26 protein-coding genes are annotated in these 26,998 nt (G+C 46.0%); 20 read left to right on the forward strand and 6 right to left on the reverse strand.

Annotated elements, in window-relative coordinates; all coding sequences use genetic code 11:
• Positions 1 to 212: 212 nt before the first annotated feature.
• Entirely contained in the window at positions 213 to 683 is a 471-nt protein-coding gene (locus WA381_RS13960) for a hypothetical protein (protein ID WP_014951108.1), read from the forward strand.
• 115 nt (positions 684 to 798) lie between these two features.
• Complete coding sequence (gene dnaB / locus WA381_RS13965; RefSeq protein ID WP_014951107.1) at positions 799 to 2,184, forward strand: replicative DNA helicase; 1,386 nt, start codon at positions 799 to 801, stop codon at positions 2,182 to 2,184.
• Between the two features lie 126 nt (positions 2,185 to 2,310).
• Here the strand turns inward: dnaB and WA381_RS13970 are convergent, their stop codons facing one another.
• The 5 genes from WA381_RS13970 to WA381_RS13990 form a co-directional block, all read right to left on the reverse strand.
• On the reverse strand, positions 2,311 to 3,507 hold the full coding sequence (locus WA381_RS13970; protein WP_014951106.1) for an OmpA family protein: 1,197 nt from the start codon (positions 3,505 to 3,507) through the stop codon (positions 2,311 to 2,313).
• Between the two features lie 101 nt (positions 3,508 to 3,608).
• The gene (locus tag WA381_RS13975) at positions 3,609 to 4,046 is read right to left on the reverse strand and encodes a secondary thiamine-phosphate synthase enzyme YjbQ (protein WP_014951105.1); all 438 of its coding nucleotides are present in this window, start codon (positions 4,044 to 4,046) and stop codon (positions 3,609 to 3,611) included.
• Positions 4,036 to 4,500: a chemotaxis protein CheX gene (locus WA381_RS13980; RefSeq protein ID WP_014951104.1), complete on the reverse strand. Its 465-nt coding sequence runs from the start codon at positions 4,498 to 4,500 to the stop codon at positions 4,036 to 4,038. Before WA381_RS13980 ends, WA381_RS13975 begins: the two co-directional genes overlap by 11 nt.
• Positions 4,490 to 4,963 carry a transcriptional repressor gene (locus tag WA381_RS13985; protein ID WP_014951103.1) on the reverse strand — a complete coding sequence of 158 codons (474 nt, stop codon included), beginning with the start codon at positions 4,961 to 4,963 and terminating at the stop codon, positions 4,490 to 4,492. The genes WA381_RS13980 and WA381_RS13985 overlap by 11 nt, the downstream gene beginning before the upstream one ends.
• Positions 4,964 to 4,998: 35 nt before the next feature.
• Positions 4,999 to 5,463, reverse strand: coding sequence for an Rsd/AlgQ family anti-sigma factor (locus WA381_RS13990; protein ID WP_014951102.1), 465 nt, complete (start codon positions 5,461 to 5,463; stop codon positions 4,999 to 5,001).
• Between the two features lie 161 nt (positions 5,464 to 5,624).
• Here WA381_RS13990 and nudC point away from each other — a divergent pair, with 161 nt between their 5' ends.
• The 3 genes from nudC to WA381_RS14005 all read left to right on the forward strand — a co-directional run bounded on the left by nudC (position 5,625) and on the right by WA381_RS14005 (position 8,465).
• Complete coding sequence (gene nudC / locus WA381_RS13995) at positions 5,625 to 6,458, forward strand: NAD(+) diphosphatase (RefSeq protein ID WP_156087087.1); 834 nt, start codon at positions 5,625 to 5,627, stop codon at positions 6,456 to 6,458.
• A 268-nt stretch (positions 6,459 to 6,726) separates the two neighbouring features.
• Positions 6,727 to 7,818, forward strand: coding sequence for a uroporphyrinogen decarboxylase (gene hemE, locus WA381_RS14000; RefSeq protein ID WP_014951100.1), 1,092 nt, complete (start codon positions 6,727 to 6,729; stop codon positions 7,816 to 7,818).
• 23 nt (positions 7,819 to 7,841) lie between these two features.
• Entirely contained in the window at positions 7,842 to 8,465 is a 624-nt protein-coding gene (locus WA381_RS14005) for a hypothetical protein (RefSeq protein ID WP_156087085.1), read from the forward strand.
• A 62-nt stretch (positions 8,466 to 8,527) separates the two neighbouring features.
• Here the strand turns inward: WA381_RS14005 and queG are convergent, their stop codons facing one another.
• Positions 8,528 to 9,670 (reverse strand): tRNA epoxyqueuosine(34) reductase QueG, encoded by a 1,143-nt coding sequence (queG, locus tag WA381_RS14010; protein WP_014951098.1) that lies wholly within the window; start codon positions 9,668 to 9,670, stop codon positions 8,528 to 8,530.
• A gap of 6 nt (positions 9,671 to 9,676) precedes the next feature.
• Here queG and WA381_RS14015 point away from each other — a divergent pair, with 6 nt between their 5' ends.
• The 15 genes from WA381_RS14015 (at position 9,677) to WA381_RS14085 (ending at position 26,952) form a co-directional block, all read left to right on the forward strand.
• A complete protein-coding gene (locus WA381_RS14015; RefSeq protein ID WP_156087083.1) occupies positions 9,677 to 11,176 on the forward strand; it encodes an NAD(P)H-hydrate dehydratase in 1,500 nt (499 codons plus the stop codon).
• A gap of 74 nt (positions 11,177 to 11,250) precedes the next feature.
• The gene (tsaE, locus tag WA381_RS14020) at positions 11,251 to 11,733 is read left to right on the forward strand and encodes a tRNA (adenosine(37)-N6)-threonylcarbamoyltransferase complex ATPase subunit type 1 TsaE (protein WP_014951096.1); all 483 of its coding nucleotides are present in this window, start codon (positions 11,251 to 11,253) and stop codon (positions 11,731 to 11,733) included.
• 85 nt (positions 11,734 to 11,818) lie between these two features.
• Entirely contained in the window at positions 11,819 to 13,168 is a 1,350-nt protein-coding gene (locus WA381_RS14025) for an N-acetylmuramoyl-L-alanine amidase (protein WP_014951095.1), read from the forward strand.
• 94 nt (positions 13,169 to 13,262) lie between these two features.
• Complete coding sequence (mutL, locus tag WA381_RS14030) at positions 13,263 to 15,122, forward strand: DNA mismatch repair endonuclease MutL (protein ID WP_156087082.1); 1,860 nt, start codon at positions 13,263 to 13,265, stop codon at positions 15,120 to 15,122.
• Positions 15,106 to 16,059 (forward strand): tRNA (adenosine(37)-N6)-dimethylallyltransferase MiaA, encoded by a 954-nt coding sequence (miaA, locus tag WA381_RS14035; RefSeq protein WP_197044427.1) that lies wholly within the window; start codon positions 15,106 to 15,108, stop codon positions 16,057 to 16,059. Before mutL ends, miaA begins: the two co-directional genes overlap by 17 nt.
• Positions 16,060 to 16,137: 78 nt before the next feature.
• Positions 16,138 to 16,386 (forward strand): RNA chaperone Hfq, encoded by a 249-nt coding sequence (gene hfq, locus WA381_RS14040; RefSeq protein WP_014951092.1) that lies wholly within the window; start codon positions 16,138 to 16,140, stop codon positions 16,384 to 16,386.
• 17 nt (positions 16,387 to 16,403) lie between these two features.
• Entirely contained in the window at positions 16,404 to 17,693 is a 1,290-nt protein-coding gene (hflX, locus tag WA381_RS14045; RefSeq protein WP_014951091.1) for a ribosome rescue GTPase HflX, read from the forward strand.
• Positions 17,694 to 17,760: 67 nt separating this feature from the next.
• Positions 17,761 to 18,912, forward strand: coding sequence for an FtsH protease activity modulator HflK (gene hflK / locus WA381_RS14050; protein ID WP_014951090.1), 1,152 nt, complete (start codon positions 17,761 to 17,763; stop codon positions 18,910 to 18,912).
• A 5-nt stretch (positions 18,913 to 18,917) separates the two neighbouring features.
• Complete coding sequence (hflC, locus tag WA381_RS14055; protein WP_014951089.1) at positions 18,918 to 19,799, forward strand: protease modulator HflC; 882 nt, start codon at positions 18,918 to 18,920, stop codon at positions 19,797 to 19,799.
• 295 nt (positions 19,800 to 20,094) lie between these two features.
• Positions 20,095 to 21,696 carry an AbgT family transporter gene (locus WA381_RS14060; protein WP_207198752.1) on the forward strand — a complete coding sequence of 534 codons (1,602 nt, stop codon included), beginning with the start codon at positions 20,095 to 20,097 and terminating at the stop codon, positions 21,694 to 21,696.
• Between the two features lie 212 nt (positions 21,697 to 21,908).
• On the forward strand, positions 21,909 to 22,988 hold the full coding sequence (gene hemH, locus WA381_RS14065; RefSeq protein ID WP_014951087.1) for a ferrochelatase: 1,080 nt from the start codon (positions 21,909 to 21,911) through the stop codon (positions 22,986 to 22,988).
• 93 nt (positions 22,989 to 23,081) lie between these two features.
• Positions 23,082 to 23,483 (forward strand): DUF4112 domain-containing protein, encoded by a 402-nt coding sequence (locus tag WA381_RS14070; protein WP_156078949.1) that lies wholly within the window; start codon positions 23,082 to 23,084, stop codon positions 23,481 to 23,483.
• A complete protein-coding gene (locus WA381_RS14075) occupies positions 23,473 to 23,697 on the forward strand; it encodes a hypothetical protein (RefSeq protein ID WP_231506584.1) in 225 nt (74 codons plus the stop codon). Before WA381_RS14070 ends, WA381_RS14075 begins: the two co-directional genes overlap by 11 nt.
• A 151-nt stretch (positions 23,698 to 23,848) precedes the next feature.
• Positions 23,849 to 25,489: an acetolactate synthase large subunit gene (locus WA381_RS14080; protein ID WP_014951084.1), complete on the forward strand. Its 1,641-nt coding sequence runs from the start codon at positions 23,849 to 23,851 to the stop codon at positions 25,487 to 25,489.
• Positions 25,490 to 25,521: 32 nt separating this feature from the next.
• On the forward strand, positions 25,522 to 26,952 hold the full coding sequence (locus tag WA381_RS14085; protein ID WP_156078947.1) for an aldehyde dehydrogenase family protein: 1,431 nt from the start codon (positions 25,522 to 25,524) through the stop codon (positions 26,950 to 26,952).
• The last annotated feature ends 46 nt before the right edge of the window (positions 26,953 to 26,998 follow it).

Below are 26,998 nucleotides of genomic sequence, written 5' to 3' on the forward strand. Positions count from 1 at the left end.
ATGAACCGCCGTGGTACGGAACCGTATGCCCGGTGGTGTGAGAGGACGGGAGTTGTAAAACTCCCTCCTACTCGATTGGTCGCTAAAAATGTGTAGCTGAGCGTTTGTAAGTAACAAAAGTGCGTTTTAATGGCTCTTAGTTACAAGTTAGCGGACCTGCACGCTTCACCCACATCATCACATGGTTTGTTATTTTTTGATTGGAGGTTAAATTGAGTATTGTTGGACACGTCAAAAGGTTTTGGCGATTTCATAGTCTAATTATTGGTGCGTTTGGAATATGCGCATTTACGCTAGGCTGTGCTGTTCAGGAACCCGCTTATTACGAAGGTACTTGGGTGGTGACTAAGGCCTATAATGTAGGTGTTTCAGCTCACTCATCAATAGAGTCAGAAAAGTTCTTGGGTCGCTCGGTAACCTATGCTTCAGACTCGGCTAAACTCGATCAGGCATTCTGTGAGTCACCGGTGTATTCAACGAAAAATATCAGTAATCAAGATTTTTATGCTGCTTTTAAAGCCTCTCCATCATCGCTCGGCTTTAGCGACGACAAGATTACTGAAGTAAGTTTGTCGTGCCTTGATAATTCAGCAATCATGGGTTCTACACTCATTTTTCAGGAAGGTGGCAGCGCCTACACCTTGGTTGACGGTACGTTTTTAAAGCTGGAGAAAACGCTTTAAACGATGTTGTCTTTTTGCGCTTTCGCAACAAAATGACGACTTCCTTTGTTGAGTGATGGACGTTAAAAGCGCATAATATCCAACTGACTTTTGTGCATTGGAATAGGTTTCACTCGTGGCGTCTGCGTCTAAAAACGATAAGAATGTTGAAAAATTGAAGGTTCCACCTCATAGCATTGAGGCTGAGCAATCTGTTTTGGGCAGCATGCTTATTGACCCTGAAAGCTGGGACAAAGTCGCGGAGCTTGTTACCGATAACGATTTTTACAATCGCTCACACCAAATTATCTTTCGTGCTATCACTCGACTACTAAACAGTAGCCAGCCAATAGATCTTATAACAGTATCAGAAGAGCTGGAAAAGCATGATGAACTGGAAGATGCTGGTGGTTTTGCCTACTTAGGTGAACTTGCCAAAAACACGCCAAGTTCTGCGAACGTTGTGTCTTATGCGCAAATTATTAGTGAGCGCGCGATAACCCGAGAGCTTATTGGCGTGGCGCATGAAATAGCGGAAGTTGGGTACAACCCCGAAGGCCGTGACAGTGCAGACATTCTTGACCTGGCCGAAAGTAAAGTATTTGAAATTGCCGAACGAAGAACTGGTGAAAACGAAGGTCCTCGCGATGTCGAGTCTATCTTAGGGAAGACCATTGACCGTCTAGAAGAATTGGTGAAAACCAATAAAGACGTTACCGGTGTTACTACCGGCTTTACCGACCTAGACAAAATGACCAGTGGTATGCAGCCCTCTGACCTTATTATCGTGGCGGCTCGTCCATCGATGGGTAAGACTACTTTCGCCATGAACTTGATTGAAAACGCCATGATGGCAGAAGACAAACCTGTACTTGTTTTCAGTCTTGAGATGCCCTCAGAACAAATCATGATGCGTATGTTGGCGTCATTAAGCCGCGTTGACCAAACCAAAATTCGTACTGCGCAGCTGGATGATGAAGATTGGGCACGTATCTCCAACACCATGGCTATGCTCAAAGACAAAGATTGTTTGTTTGTTGATGATTCGTCAGGCCTTACACCAATGGACGTGCGAAGTCGCGCAAGAAAACTCGCTCGCGAACGAGGTGGAATCAGTCTCATCATGGTGGATTATCTTCAGTTGATGCGCGTACCTTCTCTTAGCGATAACCGAACATTGGAAATTGCAGAGATCTCTCGCTCACTGAAAGCATTGGCTAAAGAGCTTGAAGTGCCGGTAGTTGCCCTTTCACAGCTTAACCGTACGCTAGAACAACGCGCCGATAAACGTCCTGTAAACTCTGACCTTCGTGAGTCTGGCTCAATCGAGCAGGATGCCGACCTTATTATGTTTATTTATCGTGATGAGGTTTATCACGAAAACAGTGAGTATAAGGGCATTGCAGAGATTATTATTGGTAAACAGCGTAACGGCCCAATTGGTACCTGTCGACTTACGTTCCAAGGCCAATTCTCACGATTTGACAACTATGCAGGCCCTGCCATAGCCGACGAATATTAGCCCCTCTTATAGCGACTAAAGGCTTCGACTGCGGCCACGGTCTACATTTTAAGGGTTAACAAGTTAAAGTATTTCAGACACAAAAAAGGCGCCGTAAGGCGCCTTTTTCAATTCATATACACTGAATTACTTTTCTTCAGCTACTTTCACTGTGTCTTTAACTGTCACTGAAATGCGACGGTTAACACGGTGTGCTTCAGCATTCTTACCATTGTCTAGAAGCTGAGTTTCGCCGTAACCGATAGTCTCTAAACGAGAACCTTCGATACCGTACATGTCTACCATTACTTCTTTGAAGTTCGCAGCACGACGCTTAGAAAGGTCCATGTTGTAAGCTTCACTACCTGGTGCAGAAGTGTGACCTTCAATTACCGCAGTTGTTGAAGGATACTGCTTCATGAACTCAGCAAATTCAGAGATTTCTGGATCTTTTGGCATTTTAACTACAGCACTTTCGTTGTCGAATAGAACGCGTAGTGTGATTTCTACTGTCTCTTCGTCAAATACTGTACAACCTTTTGCATCAACTTTTACGCCAGCTGGTGTATCAGGGCACATATCTTTGCTGTCTACAACGCCGTCGTTGTCCGAATCTTTAATTGCACAGCCAGTTGCATCTACTTTAGTGCCAGCTGGAGTGTTAGGACACTGGTCAACGTTGTTTAGAACGCCATCGTTATCATCATCGATGCTACAACCATTTGCGTCAACACGAACACCCGCTGGTGTCATTGGGCACTGGTCTTTGCTGTCTACAACGCCATCGTTGTCGCTGTCTTTAGGTGCGGCAGGAGTGCCTTTACCAAATGGGATCGCGATACCAACTTTAACACTGTAGTCATTGTAATCTTCACCGAAGTCGTGATAAGCGGCGATTTCAGTAACAAGTTTAACATCTTCGTGGATGTCCCAGTGTTTACCGATACCGATGTTACCAAGCGTAGTTGATTCGCCTACTGCTTGACGCTTAACACCACCAAAAACGAACCATGCATCATTTGGCATGAAGTATAGTGCGTCAACACCAACCATTTCACCGCTTTCATCACCGCCGCCTGCATAATCAAGGTCTAGGGCTGTAAATTCAACACGAGCTGCCCAGCTTTGAGTAAAACGGAAACCGTATTCAAAAGCTACGCCACGACCATCGTCGTAAAGGCCGCCGTCAGTTAGATCTAACGGACGTGAGTCGTCAGTGTTGTAATACATGCCAGACAAACCAAACCAGTTTTTGTACTCTGGCTCAGAAGAGTCTTGTGCAAATGCATTAGTCGAAGAAATTACAGCAAGAGATAGCGCTGCCATTTTAAAGTGTTGTTTCATAGTCACATCCTGTTTAACGTTGAGTGATTATCGATTTTTGATAATTTTGTGTTGTGCTTAACGTTTAACGCTAGCACAAATTGTGCCATTTATAATATGGGTTAGGCTGCGATCCCTTGTAATGTGGCAATAATTGTTCGTCTTCCACCATGATCTCGGTGTTCGCCGAGCATGATACCCTGCCACGTGCCAAGTGCAAGCTTGCCTTGTTGGACAGGTATAGTAAGTTGACACCCTAGTATACTCGATTTTAAGTGAGCAGGCATATCATCTTTACCTTCATAAGTATGCCTGAAAAAAGAAAGCTCTTCTTTTACACTATGGTTGAAGAACGCTTCCATATCATGCCTCACTGTAGGGTCGGCATTTTCATTGATTGTCAAACTAGCGCTTGTATGCTGAAGCCATAGGTGCAAAAGGCCGACTTCAACATGACGAATACTGGGTATTGCAGATTCCACCTGCTGTGTTATCAGGTGAAATCCTCTCGGGTAGCTGTCGAGTGTAATTTTTTCAGACTGCCAGAAATTATTTGTCAAAACAGATTTCCAAATGCGCTAATCCTTCGTCGCACATGAAAGGAAGAATAATTTTAGCACCATCAACCTGGTGACTAATCGTATGTTGCTTTCCTGATACAACGATGGGTGTTGCCATTCCAAACTCGTAACCCCGCTCAGCAAGGTCTCGTTTTGCGTTACCGCAAATCATGTTGGTAACTTCGCCAACCATGTCGCCTACTTCTGCATCAAGCTTCTCAGGGCGCTCTCCAACCATTCTCTCCATTATGGTCAGGGCCAAAGACTCGTCAAAAGTAATAGACATCGAGCCGCGAACGTCAGGGCCCACCATGCCAATTAGCCCCGATACATCGCCTTTGGCGATATCACTTTGTTTGCGCTTGGGCTTGCCAGGGGTCAATTTAGTTTGAGCCATGGTTTCAAGCACGTTCAAAAGACCAGCAATAAACGGGTTCACAAAATCAGCATTCATGTACACTCTCCTGGGCAGCGTGATCTTCCGTTTGTTGACAATCGGCACATAATCCATGGGCCTCTATAGTTTGTTTCGATACTTTGAATCCGTGTTGCTTTGCTTGGCTATCAAGGGTCTCTTGAAGACCTTCAGATTGAATTTCAGCAACATCACCACAGCTGTCACAAATTAGAAACTGAACAGGGTGGTTACAACCAAAATGATAGCAGGCCACAAACGCATTGGTAGACTCTAAACGGTGAATAAACCCAAAATCGAGAAGAAAATCAAGGGCGCGATAGACTGTCGCAGGTTTGGCACTAGACTCTGTTTCTTTCAGTGAGTCGAGTAGTTCATAAGCACCCATAGGGCCGTGCTTTGAAACAAGAATTTCGTACACCTTTTCTCTAAGCGGTGTGAATCTGGCGCCGCGTTGCTCGCAATAAGCCCGTGCCTTATGAATAAGTGTGGTTTTGTTCATTGATGATAACCGTAAACTCGACTTTCATTGTTATATTAAAGCGTCACTTCTGGATCACGTTTTTTAGTGTGTACATGAGCTATTAACTCATCTTCCAAGGAGAAACGCTCTTCTAATGTCTCACCAAGCTTGGCTAGCGCTGAGTCAAATTCAGCTGCCTGCTCGGGCGTTACTGCTTGTGCAAACGTATCATTAAATGCGAGTGCTGCGTCAGTGGTTTTTGTCAATCTGGGGTAAAGTTTATCTCGTAGTGCAAGGCCTTCATTGTCGTTTTCAACCAACATATCGAAAACCTCAAAGTGTCCTACCGACAAATAATCGAGTAATGCGCTGCAAAAGTTGTCTATTTCATCTGGGTCAGGTAAACACTCGCTTCGCTTGTTAATACCTGCTAGTTCACAGAAAGAAACTAACAGTGCCTGTCTGTCCATTAACCAGCGGTCAATAACCTGGCTTTTCCCGCCCCATTTTGATTTAACGCTTTCTAACTGTTGCAACATTTTGATGTGTTACCCGTTTAGCGACAATAAGTTTCAGTATAACACTGTGCACTAGCGACACAAATTTTGCGCGAAAAAGTTCGTTTCAAAATGTATGGTGGCGATCTATACGCTCAGTATTTAGTGTAGTATGAAGCATTAAAGAACAGGAGTGATGTGCAATGATGATAAAGTTGGATGAGGCGAAACTAGCTGCTCAGCAAGCCCTGTGGGTAGTTTTTAGTCGCGGCAAAATTGTAGTACAAGAATCGTCTGAGTCTATCCCCATTGCTTATCTGAGTGATATTCCATTTTTAGCATCTTATGTCGATGAAATTCATCAACTTCCGCCGCTCAATGAGACGGCGCATAGAGACCTGCCCGTATACGTCGTTGATTTGGGCGCTGAGCATGTTGAGGAACCCGGTTGGGAACGGGTATCGCTTAGACAGCTTCTTTTTGCCGAATACGATATAGCCTTTTCCGTTATTGGGCGAGCCTGGCAATACATCCATTTCTTGCGTACTCATCAATTTTGCGGGCAATGTGGAGCCAAGACTGAACGCGTAGATTGGGAAATGGCAATGCATTGTCACCGCTGCCAACATCGCAGTTATCCAAGAGTGTCTCCCTGTATCATTGTTTCTATACACGACAGCGAAAAAATACTTTTGGCCAAAGGCGTTCGCCATCGAGAATCTAATATGTATTCAACTCTTGCTGGCTTTGTAGAAAGTGGTGAAAGTCTGGAGCAAGCGGTCCACAGAGAAGTTTTCGAAGAAGTTGGCGTTAAGGTTAAAAACTTGCGCTATTACAATAGTCAGCCATGGCCATTTCCACATTCCTTAATGGTCGGGTTTATTGCCGAGTATGACGAAGGGGAAATTCGTTGTCAGGAGAACGAGATAGATGATGCGCAATGGTTTGATATAGATGCGCTGCCGACTATTCCACCGAAAGTGTCTATTGCGGGACAATTAATTGCTGAAACGGTGTCTCTAATCGGCGACAAATAAAAAACCCTGCCGAGGCAGGGTTTCAATAAGTCTAGCACGGTCCCATGTAGGGCTTCTTTTCTTTAACGGTTATAGTAATAGCAAACACTCACTTTAAGTGCAAGCGTCTTTTTAAAGTAATGTTCAAGTATTGTTTGTCTTTAATAATCGACACTACACCGATTTGTCGTTAAAACATTGATTTTTTAATACAGGTTTTAGCACACCTTAGTTAAGAATACTGGTATACTTTCGCGCTTAAATATCTTCAGTAATTTAGGTGAGTTATATGTCGCAAAATTTCCCCAGTGTTGATAAGCCCGCGTTAAAGAACGATCGTTACTTACGTGCGTTACTTAAGCAGCCGGTTGATGTCACACCTGTATGGATGATGCGACAAGCCGGGCGCTACCTCCCAGAGTACAAAGCGACTCGTGCAGTAGCAGGCGATTTTATGTCGTTGTGCAAGAATGCAGAACTTGCATGTGAGGTGACGCTACAACCTTTACGTCGTTTTCCTCTCGACGCTGCAATTCTCTTTTCGGATATTTTGACCATTCCAGATGCGATGGGCCTCGGTCTTTACTTTGAAACAGGTGAAGGCCCTCGCTTTAAAAATCCAATCACGTGTAAAGCGGATGTGGATAAAATAGGCCTTCCTGATCCAGAAGGTGAATTACAGTACGTAATGAATGCCGTTCGTACTATTCGCCGTGAGCTTAAAGGTGAAGTGCCATTAATTGGTTTTTCTGGAAGCCCTTGGACACTCGCGACTTACATGATTGAAGGTGGTTCAAGTAAAGCCTTTACCAAAATCAAGAAAATGGCATTTGCTGAGCCAGCAACGCTTCATGCGTTACTAGCAAAACTGGCTGATTCTGTTACTGAGTATTTAAATGCTCAAATCGCTGCGGGCGCGCAGTCAGTCATGGTATTTGATACTTGGGGTGGCGTGTTATCTCCTCGTGACTACAAAGAATTCTCGCTTCAGTACATGGAGCGCATTGTAAGTGGGCTGACCCGTGAAAATGAAGGCCGTAAAGTACCTGTTACCTTGTTCACCAAAAACGGTGGCATGTGGCTAGAATCGATTGCGGCGACAGGCTGCGACGCAGTAGGTTTAGACTGGACTATCGACATTAAAGAAGCGCGTGCGCGCATTGGCGATAAAGTTGCACTTCAAGGTAATATGGATCCATCAATGCTGTATGCTCAACCGCAAAGAATTGAGCAAGAAGTGGCGTCCATTCTAGAAGGTTACGGTGAAGGTAGCGGTCACGTATTTAATTTAGGTCACGGTATCCATCTAGACGTACCACCTGAAAATGCAGGTGTGTTCGTTAATGCGGTACATGAACTTAGTAAGCAATATCACAAGTAAGCGACTTCGATAAAGGAAGTAAAATGAAAACGTGGCTTGTGTTGTTGCTGATAGCGTTTGCATTGATAGCAGGGTATAAATTTTCTGGCTATCAACACCAACTCAGTGAATCCAATGCAGAAAAAGAGCGACTAACCAATGTGTTAGCGCGCTCTCGTGCCACGGAAACGAGTGAGCTGAAAGTTATTAAGCCCGCCGCCAAGTTGGTTTCAAATGAAGCAGGTACGGTGCTCTTGGATACAAGCGTTACGAAAAACGGCGAGATGAATGTTGCCCCCGTTGCTGAGAATGTCCAAATCATGGCGCCAGAGGTTTTCTACACGAAAACCGAAGGCTCACTCAATACGTTTTTTGCGCTGCCGCCTAACAACGAGCGCTTTGTTTTAGACTCGGTAAAATGTGAGAACGGACATTGCGAAATAACGGGTGAGTATGACGGTTCTGAAACTGAGCTGTCGCGAGTTATTGAAGCATTGGAACAGGAACCGTGGTGGGAATTCGGCTCGCCTATCATAACCACGCAAGTGGCACAGCGAGGCCTCAAACTTAACGTTTCTTTCGCCGCATCCCATTCGCCAAATGCTCGTGTGCGTTATCGGAATAGCACTCAGGCCGATTTAAACAGTCAGCTTGCCTCAGCGGGTTAACCCCAAAACATGTATATCGCCAATTGAATTCGCGGTATGCCTTATTCAAACGTGTACTGGCGTTAGGCGTCTCTTGGTAAACCTTTTTCAATTACGCGAATAAGCCGCGCTTGCTGCCTGTTTTTTGCATCAGACGCTTGTTGCTTCTCTTGCTGCCGCTTAAGAGCCCAATCAATATGTCTGTCCACCAAGTCACTCACGCTCCCTCGTCTTTCTTTCAAAAGCAGAGTGCTTTGTTCATCATACGGAGCGTTTCCTAACGCAACGGCAATATTACGCTGCCACTTCTCAAAGCCAATCCGCCTGATGGGAGAGCCTTCCGTATTGCGCAAGAAGGTTTCTTCAGACCAGCCGAAAAGCGCATTGAGACTTTGGCCGTGTAGCACTTGTCGCGGGTGGAAATCTTCTTCACTGGTAACATCGGCAAAGCGATTCCAAGGGCAAACAAGTTGGCAATCGTCACAGCCATAAATGCGATTGCCCATCATGGGGCGCAAATCTTCGGGAATATCTTTGTCTGATTCAATGGTGAGATAGGAAATACAGCGACGGGCATCTACTTTATAAGGCGCAACAATTGCATTGGTCGGGCAGATGGTTAGACACGCCGTGCAGGTGCCGCAACCCTCTTCAATTGGTGAGTCAGTAGGTAATGGCAAATTGATGAACAGCTCACCTAAGAAGAACCAAGAGCCGGCTTCTTTGTTGAGTGTCAGGCTGTGTTTCCCCGTCCAGCCAATACCCGCTTTTTCAGCAATAGCGTGTTCCAACACGGGGGCTGAGTCTACAAACGGGCGATATTGGGTATGCGCCAAGGATGCGGTGATTTTCTCTCCCAATTGCTTCAGACGTTTGCGCAGCACTTTGTGGTAGTCACGGCCCAATGCATAGCGGCTGATGTATCCTATTTCTGGCTTTTTTAAATGCTTAGCAAACGAGGCGTCAGGAGGTAAGTAGTTCATGCGAACGCTGATAACCCGTAATGTCCCTGGGACCAACTCATCAGGCCGGGCACGCTTCATCCCATGACTCTCCATAAAGGCCATGTCACCGTGATACCCATTGTCTAACCATTCTTGAAGGTGTGCCTCGTGCTGATGTAGATCAATATCGCTGATGCCAACCTGCTGAAAGCCTAGCGCTGTACCCCAAGCCTTGATATTGTTGGTTAATTCAACAAGGTCGATAGAACTAAATTCGGACATGTGCTCATGCTAGATACTCAATTAACGTCAAGTTTATCATACAAATTATTTCGGGCCGATCAGGTTAGGGAAAATGAGGGACAAGCCGCCGCGGATTCGGGCTGCGATATGTTCACATTGATGCAACGAGCTGGCGATGTGGTATTTAAGCAGTGTCTTGAGCTTATGCCAAACTCAGATGTTTACTTAGTGCTGGTGGGCCAAGGTAACAATGCGGGTGACGGCTACATTGCAGCAATAAACGCAAAACTTGCGGGTAAACAAGTGCATTTATGTGCGGTTGAGCCTGAACGTACGCTGGAAGGTGATGCTGGCAAAGCACAGCAGCGCTGGCTCGATTCAGGAGGCAGTATCAATGGGTTTGACGCTGCGCTCCTCGAGAAGTCCGACGTAGTGATTGATGCGCTTCTTGGTACAGGTATTAATAGCTATATTCGCAATGAGTTTGCAGACATCATTGATGCGGTGAATGCGTCATCAACACCGGTAGTAAGCGTTGATGTGCCGTCAGGGCTTGATGCAAATACAGGACAGAGCCTGGGACGATGTGTTCAGGCTGATATCACCGTTACTTTTGTAGGCATTAAGCCGGGGCTTGTTACTGGTGCGGGTAAACAATCGTGCGGTAAGTTAGTGTATGCGGATTTGGGTATCGGCAAAGCGTTCCAAGCATTAGCCAAAGCGAGCGCGACCATGCTAAATATCGACCACTTTAAAGGTATGGGGCCACGGGAGATTAACAGTCATAAAGGGACTTATGGTCGACTGTTGTGCATTGGCGGTAACCGCGGAACAGCAGGTGCCATTCGACTCGCCAGTGAAGCCGCGCTGAGAGGCGGTGCGGGCATGGTACGCGTGTATACCCATGAGTCGTCAGTCGTTCAGGTCAGTGCAGGCAGACCTGAACTCATGGTCACCGACTCTAATTTGGAAGATGCATTAGCTTGGGCAACCTGTGTGGTTATTGGACCGGGTCTTGGGCAAGATGAATGGGCAGAAAGCGCATTTGAAACCACCATGAAGCACTGTCAAAGCCAAAATAAGCCTGTGGTCATTGATGCTGACGCGCTAAATCTGTTGTGTCAGCAGTCAACCGCGTACACCTTGTCTGACAGTATTTTAACCCCTCACGCGGGCGAAGCTGCGCGTTTACTCGGTGTTTCTATTGATGATGTAGAAAGCGACCGTTTTAACTACGCAAGGCAGTGCTCACAGCGATACCATGCGGTCTGTGTACTAAAAGGGGCGGGCACGCTTATCGACAATGAAAAGAAAACCTGGGTTTGCCGTCACGGTAATCCAGGTATGGCTACCGCAGGAAGCGGTGATGTATTAAGCGGAATATTGGGCGCGTTGCTCGCGCAAGGCGTAGAAACAGATATTGCAGCGAAATATGGTGTAGTGCTTCATGCTAAGGCTGGCGATGATATTGCCCAACTGTATGGTCAACGTGGTATGATAGCGAGCGATTTGTTTGACGCAGTACGTGCGCTTATAAACCACTAGTTAGCGTGGTTTTGTCTTGAACGGGCAGGCATCTACTGTGTTATTCGGCTTTCTATTACTGTGGAATATTGTTGATGTCTTACCCGCATACCTCTTTTTTTGCTAATGAAGTAGATGATACTGCGCAGCTTGCCAGAGATTTAGCGCAGGCTGTTTCGAGTCAACTCCCTACCGATGCTGTTATTTATTTAAACGGCGACTTAGGTGCAGGGAAAACGACATTTAGCCGATATTTCATTCAATCTTTAGGTCATTCAGGTAGCGTTAAAAGTCCAACCTATACATTGGTTGAACCTTATGAGTTGGACGGCGTCAATATCTATCACTTCGACCTGTATCGCTTAGCCGACCCAGAAGAGTTAGAGTTCATGGGAATTCGCGATTACTTTGGTTCGGGCGCTATCGCGCTTATTGAATGGTCGGAAAAAGGGGGCGAATACTTGGCATCCCCAGACTTAGTGATTAGTATAAATATTACGCCATCGGGTAGGCAGTTTAATTTGGAAGCAAAAAGTGCCCACGGTGCGAAATTGCTTCAGCAATGCAAGCGCGTTTAGCGCAAATGCGAAATGAAAGAAAAACTGAATAAATAGCCGCTCCGGAGTTGACGAGAGCAGCATAACAATAACAGAAAGGCTAATTATGGTGCGCAGTATAGTTTCGGTATTATTATTGTGTTTCGTCGTGCAATTCGCACACGGTGCGCAAAATAACATCGACGGGGTTAGGATATGGCCGTCGCCGGACAATACGCGCGTTGTTTTCGATATGAAATCAGCGCCAGAGTTCACCTATTTTACACTTAAAAATCCGCTTCGGCTTGTCATCGATCTTAACAACACCAGCGACACCGCTAAGCTTTCTGGCATTGAAAACAGCGGTGATTTGATTAAAAAGCTGCGCTACTCCACACCGAAAAACAAATCATCTGCCAGAGTGGTTGTTGAGCTCAATAGAAATACCAAGCCTTCGTTATTTGCAGTAACCCCCGATGGTGCTTACGGACACAGGCTGGTTGTCGATTTACCAGATAGCGCGCCGAAGCCGTCGCCAACGTTATCAGCGTCGGCATCAACTGGCTCTGTCGTTATTGATGATTCTACCAGTGCCCGAGACCGAGACATTATCGTCGCCATCGACGCCGGGCATGGTGGACATGACCCAGGTTCAATCGGTCCGGCTGGTACCTATGAAAAGCACATCACCCTGAGTATCGCCAAAAAACTGGAAGACATGATAAACCGGGAGCGAGGTATGCGCGCCATCATGACTCGTGGCGATGATTATTATGTTTCTCCTAATCGACGTCCTGAAATTGCGCGCGAGAAAAAAGCCGATTTGCTTATTTCCATCCACGCCGATGCGTTTAGTCAGCCTCAACCGCGAGGTGGTTCGGTGTGGGTACTATCCATGCGAAGAGCAGACACTGAATTAGGCCGCTGGCTAGAGAAATCTGAACGTCACTCTGAATTACTCGGTGGTGCAGCTGAAGTGATCAATGATAAATCAAGCGAGCGATATCTTACTGAAACCATACTGGGTTTATCGATGGATCACAGCATGGCGACCAGCCACGATTTAGGTAATAAAGTGGTTGAAGAGCTAAAGCAGGTGACCAGTCTGCATAAAAGAAAACCACAAGCCGCCAGTTTTGCAGTTTTGACCGCGCCTGACATCCCCTCTATTTTGGTCGAAGTCGGTTTCATTTCTAATCCGCAAGAAGAGAAGAATCTGAACTGGTCTAAACATCGCGAACGCTTAGCGAATGCCATGTTTAATGCGACTAAGCGTTACTTCAAGCAAGTTCCCCCTGATGGTACACTGTGGGCACAAGAAAGGGCGAACAACCGAACGCACAAAGTAAGAAGCGGCGAGTCGCTCTCGTTATTAGCACAGCGTTACAATGTAAAAGTAAGCAGCATCAAAGCAGCGAATGATCTTTCAAGTGATGTTGTACGCGTAGGGCAGGTCCTAAATATTCCGAGAACATAAACCAAGGTTTTGTTTCATCGGCTTTTTCAGCACTCATAGCACTTACATATCGTATCGCCACGAATCCATATAGTTAATATCATAGGGTAGTCCTTTGCCTATACAGCTTTTATCTCCCCAACTTGCAAACCAGATTGCCGCTGGTGAAGTGGTTGAGCGCCCCGCGTCTGTGGTTAAAGAATTATTAGAAAACAGCCTTGATGCTGGTGCCACCAAAATAGAAGTCGATATTGAAAAAGGTGGCCACAAACGCATTCGAATAAAAGACAATGGGTCAGGCATTGTCAAAAGTGAACTGCAGCTGGCATTAAGTCGCCATGCAACCAGCAAAATCACCACTCTGGATGACTTAGAACAAATTCTCTCTCTTGGCTTTCGTGGCGAAGCGCTGGCCAGTATTAGCTCGGTAAGCCGGTTAACACTGACATCGCGCACTGAGTCTCAAGGTGAGGCGTGGCAGGCCTATTGTGAGGGTAGGGAAATGGCGGTAAATATCCAGCCAGCGGCCCACCCTGTTGGCACCACAATTGACGTGGCAGATCTGTTTTACAACACGCCAGCAAGACGTAAGTTTTTACGCACCGAAAAAACCGAATTTCAGCATATTGAAGAAGTCATAAAACGCATAGCACTGAGCTATCCCAAGGTTTCATTTGTTTTAAAACACAACGATAAAGTAGCAAAGCGCTTTATCGCCGACAAAGCAGGCAGTTTAGCCACCCGAATTGGCGCTGTGGTTGGACAAAAGTTTGTTCAAAACGCCGTACATATTAGTACTGAGTATGAAGGTCTTCACATTGATGCTTGGCTAGGTAATGAGGCCATGCTTCGCAGCAGTAATGATTGCCAGTTCAGTTTTGTTAACGGCAGAGGCATGCGAGATAAGCTTATTATGCACGCTATTCGCCAAGCGTACGAAAGCGTTTGGGGTGTGGTGGAGCAACCAAGCTTTGTGGTGTACTTAACGGTTAACCCTAAAGATGTGGATGTAAATGTTCATCCCGCCAAGCATGAGGTGAGGTTTCAACAAGGCAGATTGGTGCACGACTTTATCTGTAAAACCGTGAGTGATGCGCTGCGCGCCATGACCGACGAACAGCCTTTATCAGGAATGGACGCAAACCGTCCTTCGGGCTCAGATTTCATGTCTTCTCAGGTAGAACACGATTACATTAGGCCTTTACAGAATCAAACGTCGGATAATGCACAAGCGTTCAACGAGTCTTCTCGTTACTCGACGGGGGGAGTCTCTCAAGGCGCGCCACAGCCTTATGGGCAATTTACAGGCAGTCCAAGAAATACATCCTCGGGGAGTGCCAGTGGTGGACGAAGTGGTGGCGCTGCACATAAGCAAAGTCGAGGGCCAAGCGCGGCATATCAGTCAAATTACAATGCGTTAATGACGCCAAATAGCGACATTATTAACAACAATGCAGACCCGATGCCCGTTGCAGTGCACGTTAATCTAACTTCCCAGTGTAGAATTTACCCAAAATCAGAAAAAATTTACCTTCTTTGTGCAACTAAAGTTGCAAGTATCTGGTTAAGCGAACTATTTTTAAAAGCGCAGCATGGACAACCGTTGTTAATGCCCGTTGCTGTTTCGCTCAATAATGTCAATGAGCAACTGGTTACACTGCTAAACGACGCGCATTTTGAAGTGAATAAAGTGGCTGGCAAATATCGGCTGCAACAGGTGCCGGCCGGCACCAGGCACTTGCCGTGGCTCAAGTGGTTTGAATACTTCTTATTAGTTGAACTAAATGATGAAGTAAATTCACTTGATGATGCCGTAAAATCATTGGTTTTGCCTGAACATGTTTTAGATGAAGAAACATCAAATGCGCTGTGGTACTGGTTGGATCAGCAGAGCGAAGTGAAACAATGGGAAATTATTGAGCAATTTGCTAAAGTGCGCCCCTTAAATTCAGTGCTAGATGTATGGGGAGAATAAAGTGTCCAATGGCATAAATTCTGCATTGCCAGTAATAGCAATTATGGGCCCCACGGCATCAGGTAAGACAGGCTTGGCGCTTGATATAGCGGCCAAGGTTGACAGCGAAGTAATTAGTGTTGATTCAGCCCTTGTATATAAAGGTATGGACATCGGCACTGCGAAGCCAACGCAGGAAGAGCGAGCAGGTGTAGTACATCATCTAATTGATATTATCGACCCTGCACAAAGCTATTCGGTGTCGCAATTTGTAAACGACACTAATGCGCTAATTGGCGATATTTTAGCGCGTGGCAAGGTGCCAATTTTGGCTGGAGGCACAATGATGTACTTTAATGCCTTGATAAATGGAATTTCGCCACTACCTAAGTCAGATGAAAAGATACGGGACGAAATAACACAGCAGGCACAACGCTTGGGTTGGTCTAAATTACACGATGAATTACGTGGTGTAGACCCAATTAGTGGTGAGAGAATTCACCCCAACGACCCACAGCGAATTACCCGTGCGCTGGAAGTGTATAGAAGTACCGGCAAGACGTTGACACATTGGCAACAACAAGAGGGTGAAAAGTGCCCTTATAACATTGCACAATTTGCCATAGCGCCCGCAGACAGGGCAGTGTTGCACGAACGTATAGCGACCCGCTTTGATTTGATGTTGGAGCAAGGGTTTGAGAATGAAGTAGTAAAGCTCTACGAACGCAGTGATCTTCATGAAGATTTGCCTTCTATTCGTTCGGTAGGGTACAGACAGATGTGGCAGTACCTAGACGGCCAATTGAGTTACTCAGAAATGCGTGAAAGAGGCATTATCGCTACAAGGCAGCTTGCCAAGCGTCAGCTCACGTGGTTACGGGGCTGGGAGCAGGTTACATGGCTAGACACATTTGCTAACGATAATTTGACTAAAATTACAGCGAAAGTCACACTTTAAATGTTTGAGTGTGGTATATATTAGACGTGCAGTGATAGTGAAATTCCTATCACGAATAATAAAAACTAAGGATATCAAATGGCTAAAGGGCAATCTTTACAAGACCCATTCTTGAACGCTTTGCGTAAGGAACGTATTCCAGTATCAATTTATCTGGTAAACGGTATTAAACTTCAGGGACAGGTTGAATCTTTCGACCAGTTCGTAATTTTACTGAAGAACACAGTAAGCCAAATGGTGTATAAGCACGCGATTTCTACTGTTGTTCCAGCACGCGCTATCACAATGCCTAGCGCAGGAGATTCTGAAAATACTAAAGGTGAATAATTTAAAAGGTAACGCGCTTGTTTGACCGTTATGAAGCCGGTGAACAGGCTGTACTTGTTCATGTTAATTTTTCCGACGAGAACAGTAAAGAAGACTTAAGTGAGCTTGAATTGCTTGTGTCTTCAGCAGGGGTTAATGCGGTAGAAGTTATTACGACTTCGCGCAGTGCGCCTCATGCTAAGTTTTTTGTTGGTTCAGGTAAGGCAGAGGAAATAGCAGCGGCAGTGAAAGCACACGATGCCAACGTTGTTATTTTCAACCACGCGCTTTCTCCTTCTCAGGAGCGTAATTTAGAAGCGGTGTGTAAATGCCGGGTGTTAGATAGAACGGGGCTAATTCTTGATATTTTTGCGCAGCGCGCAAGAACACATGAGGGTAAGCTTCAGGTCGAACTAGCCCAGTTGAGGCATATCTCAACTCGTCTCATCAGAGGATGGACCCACCTTGAGCGTCAAAAAGGTGGTATTGGTCTTCGCGGTCCAGGTGAGACACAGCTAGAAACTGACCGTCGACTACTTCGTGGTCGTATTAAAGCCATTCTTCGTCGTTTGGAAAAAGTGCAAAAGCAACGCGAGCAGGGTCGCCGCTCGCGCAAACGCGCTGAAATTCCAACGGTATCCTTAGTTGGCTATACGAATGCGGGAAAATCGACGCTGTTTAACACCATTACCGACTCACACGTTTACGCTGCCGATCAGCTGTTTGCAACGCTAGATCCCACGTTACGCAAAATCGATTTAAAAGACGTAGGGCCGGCTATTTTAGCCGACACGGTAGGTTTTATTCGTCATCTTCCCCACGACCTCGTTGCTGCGTTTAAAGCGACACTTCAAGAGACTCAAGAAGCAGATTTACTGCTCCATGTGGTTGATATTGCTGATGCAAAATATCGCGAAACCATGGATGAAGTTAATGATGTACTTGAAGAAATTGAAGCTGGAGAGATTCAACAATTACTAATCTGTAATAAGATTGATAAACTAGACGACGTTCAACCGCGTATAGAAAGGAACGACGAAGGCGTGCCTGTTAGAGTGTGGCTATCTGCACAAACAGGCGAAGGAACGGAATTATTGAGCCAAGCTTTAACCGAATGTTTAGGTAAAAGTATGGTGAATTACACATTAAAGATTCCGCCTGCACAAAGTCGATTGCGCGGCGTGTTGTACGAACTAAACTGTATTGCTAGTGAAGAATACGACAGTCAGGGAGACTGGGTAGTTGATGTAAGAATGCCCGCCGCTGACTGGAACAGACTTGAAAAACGTCTGGAAAACGGAATATCAGAGTATGTTGTGCGACATTAGTCAGTGCTAGTCACTGCATTGAGCATGCGAAATTCAAAAATATAACAGTAATCTATGGAGTATCAGCATGGCTTGGAATGAGCCGGGTGGCAATAATAACGACCCGTGGAAGAATCGCGGTGGGAAAGAGCAAGGTCCCCCAGATTTGGACGATGTTTTTAAGAACTTATTTGGTAAGTTTGGAAAGTCAGGTGGCAACGGTGGCGGCTCAGGCAAAAGCCTAGGTGGTATCGGCGCTGGTATTCTTGTAGGTTTACTTGTCGTAATTTGGTTCATTAGTGGTTTTTACACTATTCGTGAAGCAGAGCGTGGCGTAGTGCTTCGCTTCGGTGAGTATCACGAGCAGGTTGAGCCGGGTCTTCGTTGGGCGCCAACGTTCATTGACTCAGTAATCCCAGTTGATGTTCAGTCAATTCGCGACCAGTCATCTTCAGGCTCTATGCTTACAGAAGACGAAAACGTGGTAAGCGTTCAAATGGAAATGCAATTTCGCGTTGTAGACCCATATCGTTGGACGTTTGCCGTTGAAAGTCCTGAGCAGAGTTTAAGTCAGTCTCTTGATAGCGCTATTCGCTACGTAGTTGGCCACTCTAAAATGGACGACGTACTTACCGACGGCCGTGAAGTAACGCGTCAGCGTGTATGGGAAGAGCTTCAAGCGATCATTGAACCCTACAACATGGGTGTTTCCATTATCGATATGAACTTCCGTGATGCCCGCCCACCAGAGCAAGTTAAAGATGCATTTGATGATGCGATTGCTGCACAGGAAGATGAACAACGTTTTATTCGTGAAGCTGAAGCTTATGCGAGAGAGATTGAGCCACGTGCACGTGGTCAAGTAAATCGTATGAATGAAGAAGCGCAAGCCTATAAAGAGCGTGTAACGTTGGAAGCGCAGGGTGAAGTGGCACGTTTTGAAGAGCTGCTTCCACAATATGAGCGCGCACCTCAGGTTACTCGCGAACGTATCTATCTTGAAACCATGGAAGAAGTGTTGGGTAACACCAGCAAAATCATGGTTGATAGCAAAGGCGGAAACAACATGATGTACCTGCCTCTGGATAAAATTATGGAGCGTCAGCAGTCGTCGTCTAACGATCGCTCACGCAACACGCTAGAAAGCTTACAAACACCTGTAACTGACACTTCAGGCAGAAGCCGTAATTCGTCGCCAACCTCTGGTTTGCGCGGTGACAGCTACAGAGAAGGGAGATAAGCATAATGAAGAATTTATTAATTGCAGCATTCGTTCTTCTTGTTTTGCTTGCATCAGGTTCTCTGTTTGCAGTTAAAGAGGGTGAGCGTGCCATTGTTATTCAATTTGGTAAGGTTCAGCGCGATGACGCGACCGGTGAAACTCGGGTTTTTGAGCCAGGTTTACACTTTAAACTTCCGTTTATTGACTCGGTACGCCATCTAGATGCGCGTATTCAAACGTTGGATGGAACGCCTGATCGCTTTGTAACAAGCGAGAAGAAAGACCTGATTGTTGACTCTTATGTTAAGTGGCGCATAGAAGACTTTGCACGTTACTACCTATCAACGGGTGGCAACAAGCTGCAAGCAGAAGCGCTACTGAAGCAAAAAGTAAACAACGGCCTACGTTCTGAGTTTGGTACTCGTACTATTGCACAAATCGTTTCTGGTGAGCGTTCAGCGCTTATGAACCAAGCAATGGAACAAGCTTCTACATCGTCTGATGAGCTTGGTATTGAAATTGTAGACGTACGCGTTAAACAGATTAACTTACCTACTGAAGTGAGCAACTCGATCTTCCAGCGTATGCGCGCAGAGCGTGCCGCCGTAGCTCGTGAACATCGTTCAGAAGGTCAAGAGCAAGCCGAGGTCATTAAGGCGAACATTGATGCTAAGGTAACGGTAATGCTTGCTGATGCTGAGCGTAATGCACGTCAACTTCGCGGTGAAGGTGATGCGATTGCGGCACAAATTTACGCTGACGCTTACTCAAAGAACGCTGATTTTTACAGCTTCCTGCGCAGTATGGACGCGTATAAGCAAAGCTTTAACAGCAAACAAGATGTCATGGTTATTGCACCAGACAGCGACTTCTTCAAGTATATGAACAAGTCAAACGGTAACTAAATAGCCGTAATTTGAAGCTTTAAAAACCAGTCTTTTTAGACTGGTTTTTTTACGCCTTTTGAAAGGCTAACGGTATGATATAGCGAGTTATATTTAATCTGTGTAGCCGGGCAATTTAGGAAAATGTACACTGACTTAACCCTTCATTTACCCTATCTACTGCCAAAATTTTACTAAATCGGGTAAAATACCGTCTGAATACTATTAAAACACGTCACTATTTATGTACAAGGTTGATGCCTTCCCAGCATTAACCTTGGTGTGGTAGACGTCAATAAACGACAGAGGGAAGATTTTGACAACGGAAAATACAAATACAGTGTCTGCCGATGATAGGGGCGGACAAGGTGGGTTATTCTCGCGATTTCTCACCACGGTGGAATGGTTAGGAAACCTGCTCCCACATCCAGTAACGCTGTTCGCTCTGCTTTCACTTTTCATTGTGTTACTTAGTGGGATACTTGGTTACTTTGACATTGCTGTAGCTGACCCTCGCCCAATAGGTGCAAAGGGGCGTGAAGAAGACGGTATGATTGAAGTCATATCGCTGATGAGCGCAGAAGGTTTGCAGCGAATAGTGACAGGCTTGGTTACCAATTTCACAGGCTTTGCGCCACTGGGTACCGTACTTGTTGCGCTTCTTGGTGTATCGGTAGCAGAACATTCTGGCCTGTTATCAGCAGCAATGCGCGCGTTGGTGATGAATGCCTCTAAACGTGCCGTGACCTTTGCTATCGTCTTCGCAGGTATCATTTCAAACACTGCATCAGAGCTTGGCTACGTGGTACTTATTCCACTGGCAGCGATGATTTTCCACTCGTTAGGTCGTCACCCGTTAGCGGGTCTGGCCGCCGCGTTTGCAGGTGTATCGGCTGGCTATAGCGCCAACCTACTGCTTGGAACTGTTGACCCACTGTTGTCGGGTATCACGGAAGCCGCTGCTCACATGATTGACCCCGACTATATGGTAGGCCCAGAAGTAAACTGGTACTTCATGTTCATCAGTACCTTCGTTGTAGCCACAATGGGCGCGTTGGTCACCGAAAAGGTTGTTGAGCCGAGACTCGGTAAATTTGACCCTGCTGATGCTTCCATAGATTTAGGCAAGCAATCAATGGACGCGCCTACGGATTTAGAAAAGAAAGGCCTGCGTTGGGCAGGTATATCGTTTGTTATTGTTTGCGCGATACTAGCGCTAACGGTAGTGCCAGAAAACGGTATATTGCGTCATCCAGAAACAGGTGAAGTAGCGGGCTCTCCGTTCCTTAAAGGCATTGTTGCATTCATATTTATCACCTTTGCTATTCCTGGCTTTGTTTACGGTAAAGTTACCAAGTCGATGAAGAACGACAAAGATGTTATTGATGCCATGTCTAAAAGCATGGGGGCAATGGGTCTTTACATTACGCTAGTGTTCTTTGCTGCGCAGTTTGTTGCGTTTTTCAAATGGACAAACCTAGGCACAGTATTAGCCGTTAAAGGTGCTGCGTTGTTACAAGCGGCAGGGTTAGATGGCCCAGCGGTGTTTATTCTGTTCATTTTGATGTGTGGTGTAGTGAACCTGTCGCTAGGGAGTGCATCAGCGCAATGGGCGGTAACAGCACCTATTTTTGTGCCAATGCTCATGCTCATAGGTTACGCGCCTGAAGTGATTCAAGCTGCATACCGTATTGGTGATTCAGTCACAAACGTTATCGCACCTATGATGAGCTATTTCGGACTCATCTTGGCCATGGCTGCAAGGTACAAGAAAGACTTGGGAATGGGCACGCTCATTGCCATGATGCTGCCTTACTCAATGGTGTTTATCGTAGGTTGGACAATTTTGTTCTACATTTGGGTGTTCCTACTCGGTATGCCGGTAGGCCCGGGCGCAGCGACTTACTATCAGCCTTAAATAGATAGCTTTACGGGCTGCCACACGCATAATGCGGCAGCAAACTAAGAAAGCGGCATGTGTTTTTGAAAAGTATTTTCGAACACCAGTCGCTTTTTTAATGCCCAAAATCTATTAACGCAATCGCACTTTTTTGGCGTTATAGCAGATCATAATCTAAGGTAATTCAGTATAATACGGATATAGCGCAGTACTTCTCGGACTATGAATACATGAAATACAAATCGAACAAAGGTTTTACTCACGGGCAACCAGATAAAATTGGCGTACTGGTAACGAATTTGGGGACACCGGAAGCGCCAACTAAGCAGGCGTTACGCCCTTATTTGAAAGAGTTTCTTTCTGACCCGCGGGTTGTGGAAGTGCCTAAAGCGATTTGGTGGTTTGTATTAAATGGTATTATTCTAAACTTTCGCCCCAAGCGCTCGGCAGAGGCTTATTCCACCGTATGGACGGAAGAAGGCTCTCCACTTATGGCTATTACTAAAGCGCAAGCATCAGCTATTGCTGAACGCTGTAAAGCCCAATATGGCGATGACGTAATTGTTGATTTTGCCATGCGCTACGGCAAGCCCGCCATTGGTGATACCATCGAGTCCATGTTGGAAAAAGGCGTACGCAAACTCGTCGTTTTACCGCTTTACCCTCAATACAGCGCGTCGACAACTGGCTCCACATTTGATGCTATCGCTAAGGATTTCACCTCTCGCCGTTGGCTCCCAGAACTTCGCTTCGTGAATCACTATCACGACCGCGATAATTTCATTACCGCGCTGGCGAACAAAGTAAAAGCGCATTGGGAAACCCATGGAAGGGCGGACAAGCTTATTTTGTCTTACCACGGTATTCCCAAGCGCTATTTAATGAATGGTGACCCCTATCACTGCGAGTGCCACAAAACGTCGCGCTTGCTTGCCGAGAAACTTGGCCTTTCACACGACGAATATATGACAACCTTCCAATCTCGTTTTGGTCGAGAAGAGTGGTTGAAACCGTATACAGATGAAACGTTAAAGTCTTTACCTGAAAAAGGGGTGAAATCCATTCAGGTTATGTGCCCTGGCTTCTCAGCCGATTGCTTGGAAACTATTGAAGAAATTGGTGAAGAGAATCGCGAGTACTTTATGGAAGCTGGTGGTGAGCGCTATGAATACATCGCGGCACTTAACAGTGACAAAGAACATATAGACGTGCTTTTTGACATAGTGCAAGAAAACCTGCATGGGTGGACAGTACAGTCGGACAACGGTTTGCGCGCAGGCTTAGCAAGAGCGTTAGGCGCTGAAAAGTAGCGTTTGAAAAGCTGACAGTAAACGTTTCGAGGAAAACCAATAGGGAAATCACCCTTGGTGGCGCATTTAGTATATTGAAAGGGAGATAAGGTCGTGGAAGGCAAAGCACCAAAGGCACTACTTAAAGCGCAAAAACTGGCGAACTTGCTGGATACTGCTGTAAAGCTCCCTTTTATCCCAATAAGAATAGGCTTGGATTCAATCGTGGGCGTTATCCCAGGAGCCGGTGACGCGCTGATGCTCTTCGTTTCACTTCGAATAGTTTGGCTGGGAAAATCATTGGGTATGCCCAAAGCGCTAATAGCTCAAATGGTAAAAAACTCAGCAATCGACTTTGGCTTAGGTTTTATTCCATTTGTTGGCGACATTGTGGATATATTTTATAAAGCCAATCAGAAAAATGTCCGTATTATGGAGCGCTGGTGGATAAGCGAAAATAAACATGAGGTAGATAAAGTAACACAGAAGGCACTATCCGAATGGAGTGCTGAATAACCTAGGTTTAATACCCGAATATCTACGCTATTCCGATAGCTTTTGCCAAGACATTTGTACCAATCATCCCGACTACAGTCACCGGGGTGAGCCAGACACGTTGCTGGGGCAAGATACAGTGTTTGGCAGTGACTTCAATGAATATACATTTAGTGTGTCACAAAACGAAGATGGTTCTTTGCTCGCATACAAGCGCATAATAATCAGTGATTAGACTTCCTTTTTCTCTTCTATACACTATTTTTTAACATGCCCGTCAGCAACGGGCATTTTATTACGCACAGTAAACCCATTCGCAGCATTGTTTCGTAGCACAACTAATAAGAACTTTATTTTCTGCTCAAATTACAAGGAGCGTGCAGCACATGAAAGCGTCCGATTTATTTGTTAAAGCGTTAGAAGCAGAAGGCGTGGAATACGTCTTTGGTATCCCAGGTGAAGAAAACCTCGACTTACTTGAGTCGTTGCGCGAGTCCTCTATTAAACTGGTGCTGACGCGTCACGAGCAAGGTGCTGGTTTTATGGCTGCTACTTACGGCAGGCTTACCGGAAAAGTGGGAGTGTGCCTTTCGACCTTAGGACCTGGGGCCACTAATCTAGTTACTCCCGCGGCTTATGCTCAACTTGGCGCTATGCCAATGTTGATGATTACTGGGCAAAAGCCGATCAAAACCAGCAAACAAGGTCGCTTTCAAGTTATCGACATCGTTGACATGATGCGGCCGATCACTAAATTCACCAACCAGATTGTGAGTGGCGATAGAATTCCTTCTACTGTGCGAGAGGCATTTCGTCTAGCCCATGAAGAGCGTCCGGGCGCTGTACACATTGAACTGCCAGAAGACATTGCCGCAGAACAAACCAGTGCCCAAATACTAACACCTAGCATGGCCCGTCGACCTATCGCCGAATACAAAGCAATTGCTGCTGCGGTTACTATGATTGAAGAAGCCCAGTCACCTTTGTTATTGATTGGCGCCGGAGCAAACAGAAAGCTAACAGCGAAAATGCTCAGGGAGTTTGTTGATAAAACCTGCATTCCATTTGTTACCACCCAAATGGGTAAAGGGGTACTAAACGAAAGCGATCCGCGTTTCGCAGGGAATACTGCTCTGTCTGACGGTGACTTTGTACACAGGGCAATAGAGCGTGCCGATCTTATTATCAACGTAGGCCATGATGTGGTAGAAAAGCCACCGTTCTTTATGCATCACAACGATAAAAAAGTGATTCATGTCAACTTTGATTCGGCTGCCGTAGACCCTGTTTACTTCCCGCAACTCGAAGTCGTTGGAGATATTGCTAACAGCATCTGGCAAATAAAAGAAGGCATTACTCCACAAGACAGTTGGAAACTCGACTTCTACAAAGATGTGCATCAAGCCTATGTAGACCACCGTGCTGAAGCAGAAGACGATAATCGATTCCCTATCTTACCAGAACGTCTTGTACGCGATATTCGTAAAGTTATGCCTGATAACGGCATTGTTACGTTAGACAACGGCGTATATAAAATATGGTTTGCCCGAAATTACCCCGCATATCATCCGAATACTCTGCTTTTAGATAACGCACTGGCTTCAATGGGAGCCGGTTTGCCATCAGCTATAGCAGCCAAACTAGTAAAGCCCGATGTCCCTGTGGTAAGCGTATGCGGCGATGGCGGCTTTATGATGAATAGCCAAGAAATTGAGACTGCCGTTAGGCTTAAGCTTGACCTTGTGGTGATCATCTTGCGCGACGATGCGTACGGAATGATCAAGTGGAAACAAGCAAACATGCAGTTCGATGAGTTTGGTTTAGATTATGGCAACCCCAACTTTGTTAAATACGCACAAAGTTACGGCGCACAGGGCTGGAGAGTTGACGACGCGGATGTACTTATTCACTTAGTTGATAAGTGTTTGAACACAAAAGGCGTACATATTATCGATTGTCCAGTTGATTACAGTATGAATGACAAAACACTAAATCATACGATTAAAGAGCTTAGCGCCAAGCTTTAAGCCAAACGTAACAGAAAGGTAAGGAGTAAAAAATGTTGAAGGAAAGCTATCCCTATTATTTAGCGAGTGAGCCACATTATGCCAATACCGACTTGGACGTAACTAATAAATACACCGGAGAGGTAGCAACCAAGGTGGCGATGGCCGATGCGGATACCATCGATAAGGCCATTGCTGCAGCAGAAGAAGCGCAGCCTGCGATGGCCGCCATGGCTCCTTTCGAAAGACAAGCGGTGCTAGAGCACTGTGTGAAGTGCTTTACCGAAAGAGCCGATGAGTTGGCACAAGCGCTTTGTATAGAGGCTGGTAAGCCAATTAAAGACGCTAAGGGCGAAGTCAGCCGTCTTATCGATACCTTCAAAATAGCGGCAGAAGAATCAGTGCGTATTAACGGCGAGGTGGTGAATTTAGAAATCTCGGCGCGCGCCAAAGGTTATCAGGGCATGACCAAGAAGGTCCCTATAGGTCCATGTTCATTTATATCGCCGTTTAATTTTCCTCTGAATTTGGCTGCGCATAAGGTGGCTCCTGCGATCGCAGCAGGCTGTACTTTTGTACTTAAGCCTGCCTCGCGAACCCCTATTGGTGCGCTCATTATTGGTGAGGTATTAGCTGAAACCGACTTACCCAAAGGCGCATTTTCTATTCTACCTTGTAGCCGCGACGGCGCTGACTTATTCACTACTGATGAAAGACTAAAGCTGCTTAGCTTCACAGGTTCACCTGATGTGGGCTGGGCGCTTAAAGCAAAAGCAGGAAAGAAGCCGGTGGTATTGGAGCTTGGCGGTAACGCCGCATGCGTAGTTGATGAAGATGCCGATATTGAAGACGCCATCGACCGGGTAATTGTCGGAGCTTATTATCAATCAGGGCAAAGTTGTATAAGTGTTCAGCGCCTTTTAGTGCATAGCAAAATTTACGATGAGTTTAAGTCGCGCTATGTGGAAAAAGTGAAAGCGTTAGTGTCTGGCGACCCGTCTAATGAAGACACCTTTATTGGCCCTATGATCTCAGAAGGCGAAGCAGAGCGCCTTCACGGCTGGATTGAAGAAGCAAAAGAGAAAGGTGCCACCATTCTATGCGGCGGAACGCGAGACGGCGCCATGCTTGAGGCTACGGTAATGGAAAATGTACCAAAGGATTGTGATGCCAGTGCCGAAGAAGCGTTTGGCCCTCTATCTATTCTGGTGCCATTCGATGACTATGATGAAGCGCTTGAAGAAGTAAATAACAGCCGCTACGGACTTCAAGCAGGTGTGTTTACCCGCGATATATACAAAGCGAACAAAGCATGGGACGTGCTTGACGTTGGTGGTGTGGTCATTGGAGATGTACCTAGCTGGCGGGTGGACAACATGCCCTATGGTGGCGTGAAGGACTCAGGTCTAGGGCGCGAAGGTATTCGCTATGCGATTGAAGATATGTCTGAGACTCGCCTTATGGTAATTCGTACTCCTCAGTAGTAGATTGAGCTTCACTGCTCAATCAAGCGATGTTCGCGCAATAGTG

The sequence above is a fragment of the Alteromonas sp. CH_MED4-4 genome, assembly GCF_037029575.1.
GTDB classification, from domain to species: Bacteria; Pseudomonadota; Gammaproteobacteria; order Enterobacterales; family Alteromonadaceae; genus Alteromonas; species Alteromonas macleodii.

What these genes read in the sequence shown, in the direction of transcription:
- WA381_RS13970 (WP_014951106.1), bottom strand. Translation starts at nt 3,507, where the DNA reads ATGAAACAACACTTTAAAATGGCAGCGCTATCTCTTGCTGTAATTTCT.
- WA381_RS13980 (WP_014951104.1), bottom strand. Translation starts at nt 4,500, where the DNA reads ATGAATGCTGATTTTGTGAACCCGTTTATTGCTGGTCTTTTGAACGTG.
- WA381_RS13985 (WP_014951103.1), bottom strand. Translation starts at nt 4,963, where the DNA reads ATGAACAAAACCACACTTATTCATAAGGCACGGGCTTATTGCGAGCAA.
- WA381_RS13990 (WP_014951102.1), bottom strand. Translation starts at nt 5,463, where the DNA reads ATGTTGCAACAGTTAGAAAGCGTTAAATCAAAATGGGGCGGGAAAAGC.
- nudC (WP_156087087.1), top strand. Translation starts at nt 5,625, where the DNA reads ATGATGATAAAGTTGGATGAGGCGAAACTAGCTGCTCAGCAAGCCCTG.
- hemE (WP_014951100.1), top strand. Translation starts at nt 6,727, where the DNA reads ATGTCGCAAAATTTCCCCAGTGTTGATAAGCCCGCGTTAAAGAACGAT.
- WA381_RS14005 (WP_156087085.1), top strand. Translation starts at nt 7,842, where the DNA reads ATGAAAACGTGGCTTGTGTTGTTGCTGATAGCGTTTGCATTGATAGCA.
- queG (WP_014951098.1), bottom strand. Translation starts at nt 9,670, where the DNA reads ATGTCCGAATTTAGTTCTATCGACCTTGTTGAATTAACCAACAATATC.
- WA381_RS14015 (WP_156087083.1), top strand. Translation starts at nt 9,677, where the DNA reads ATGCTAGATACTCAATTAACGTCAAGTTTATCATACAAATTATTTCGG.
- tsaE (WP_014951096.1), top strand. Translation starts at nt 11,251, where the DNA reads ATGTCTTACCCGCATACCTCTTTTTTTGCTAATGAAGTAGATGATACT.
- WA381_RS14025 (WP_014951095.1), top strand. Translation starts at nt 11,819, where the DNA reads ATGGTGCGCAGTATAGTTTCGGTATTATTATTGTGTTTCGTCGTGCAA.
- miaA (WP_197044427.1), top strand. Translation starts at nt 15,106, where the DNA reads ATGTATGGGGAGAATAAAGTGTCCAATGGCATAAATTCTGCATTGCCA.
- hfq (WP_014951092.1), top strand. Translation starts at nt 16,138, where the DNA reads ATGGCTAAAGGGCAATCTTTACAAGACCCATTCTTGAACGCTTTGCGT.
- hflK (WP_014951090.1), top strand. Translation starts at nt 17,761, where the DNA reads ATGGCTTGGAATGAGCCGGGTGGCAATAATAACGACCCGTGGAAGAAT.
- hflC (WP_014951089.1), top strand. Translation starts at nt 18,918, where the DNA reads ATGAAGAATTTATTAATTGCAGCATTCGTTCTTCTTGTTTTGCTTGCA.
- hemH (WP_014951087.1), top strand. Translation starts at nt 21,909, where the DNA reads ATGAAATACAAATCGAACAAAGGTTTTACTCACGGGCAACCAGATAAA.
- WA381_RS14080 (WP_014951084.1), top strand. Translation starts at nt 23,849, where the DNA reads ATGAAAGCGTCCGATTTATTTGTTAAAGCGTTAGAAGCAGAAGGCGTG.
- WA381_RS14085 (WP_156078947.1), top strand. Translation starts at nt 25,522, where the DNA reads ATGTTGAAGGAAAGCTATCCCTATTATTTAGCGAGTGAGCCACATTAT.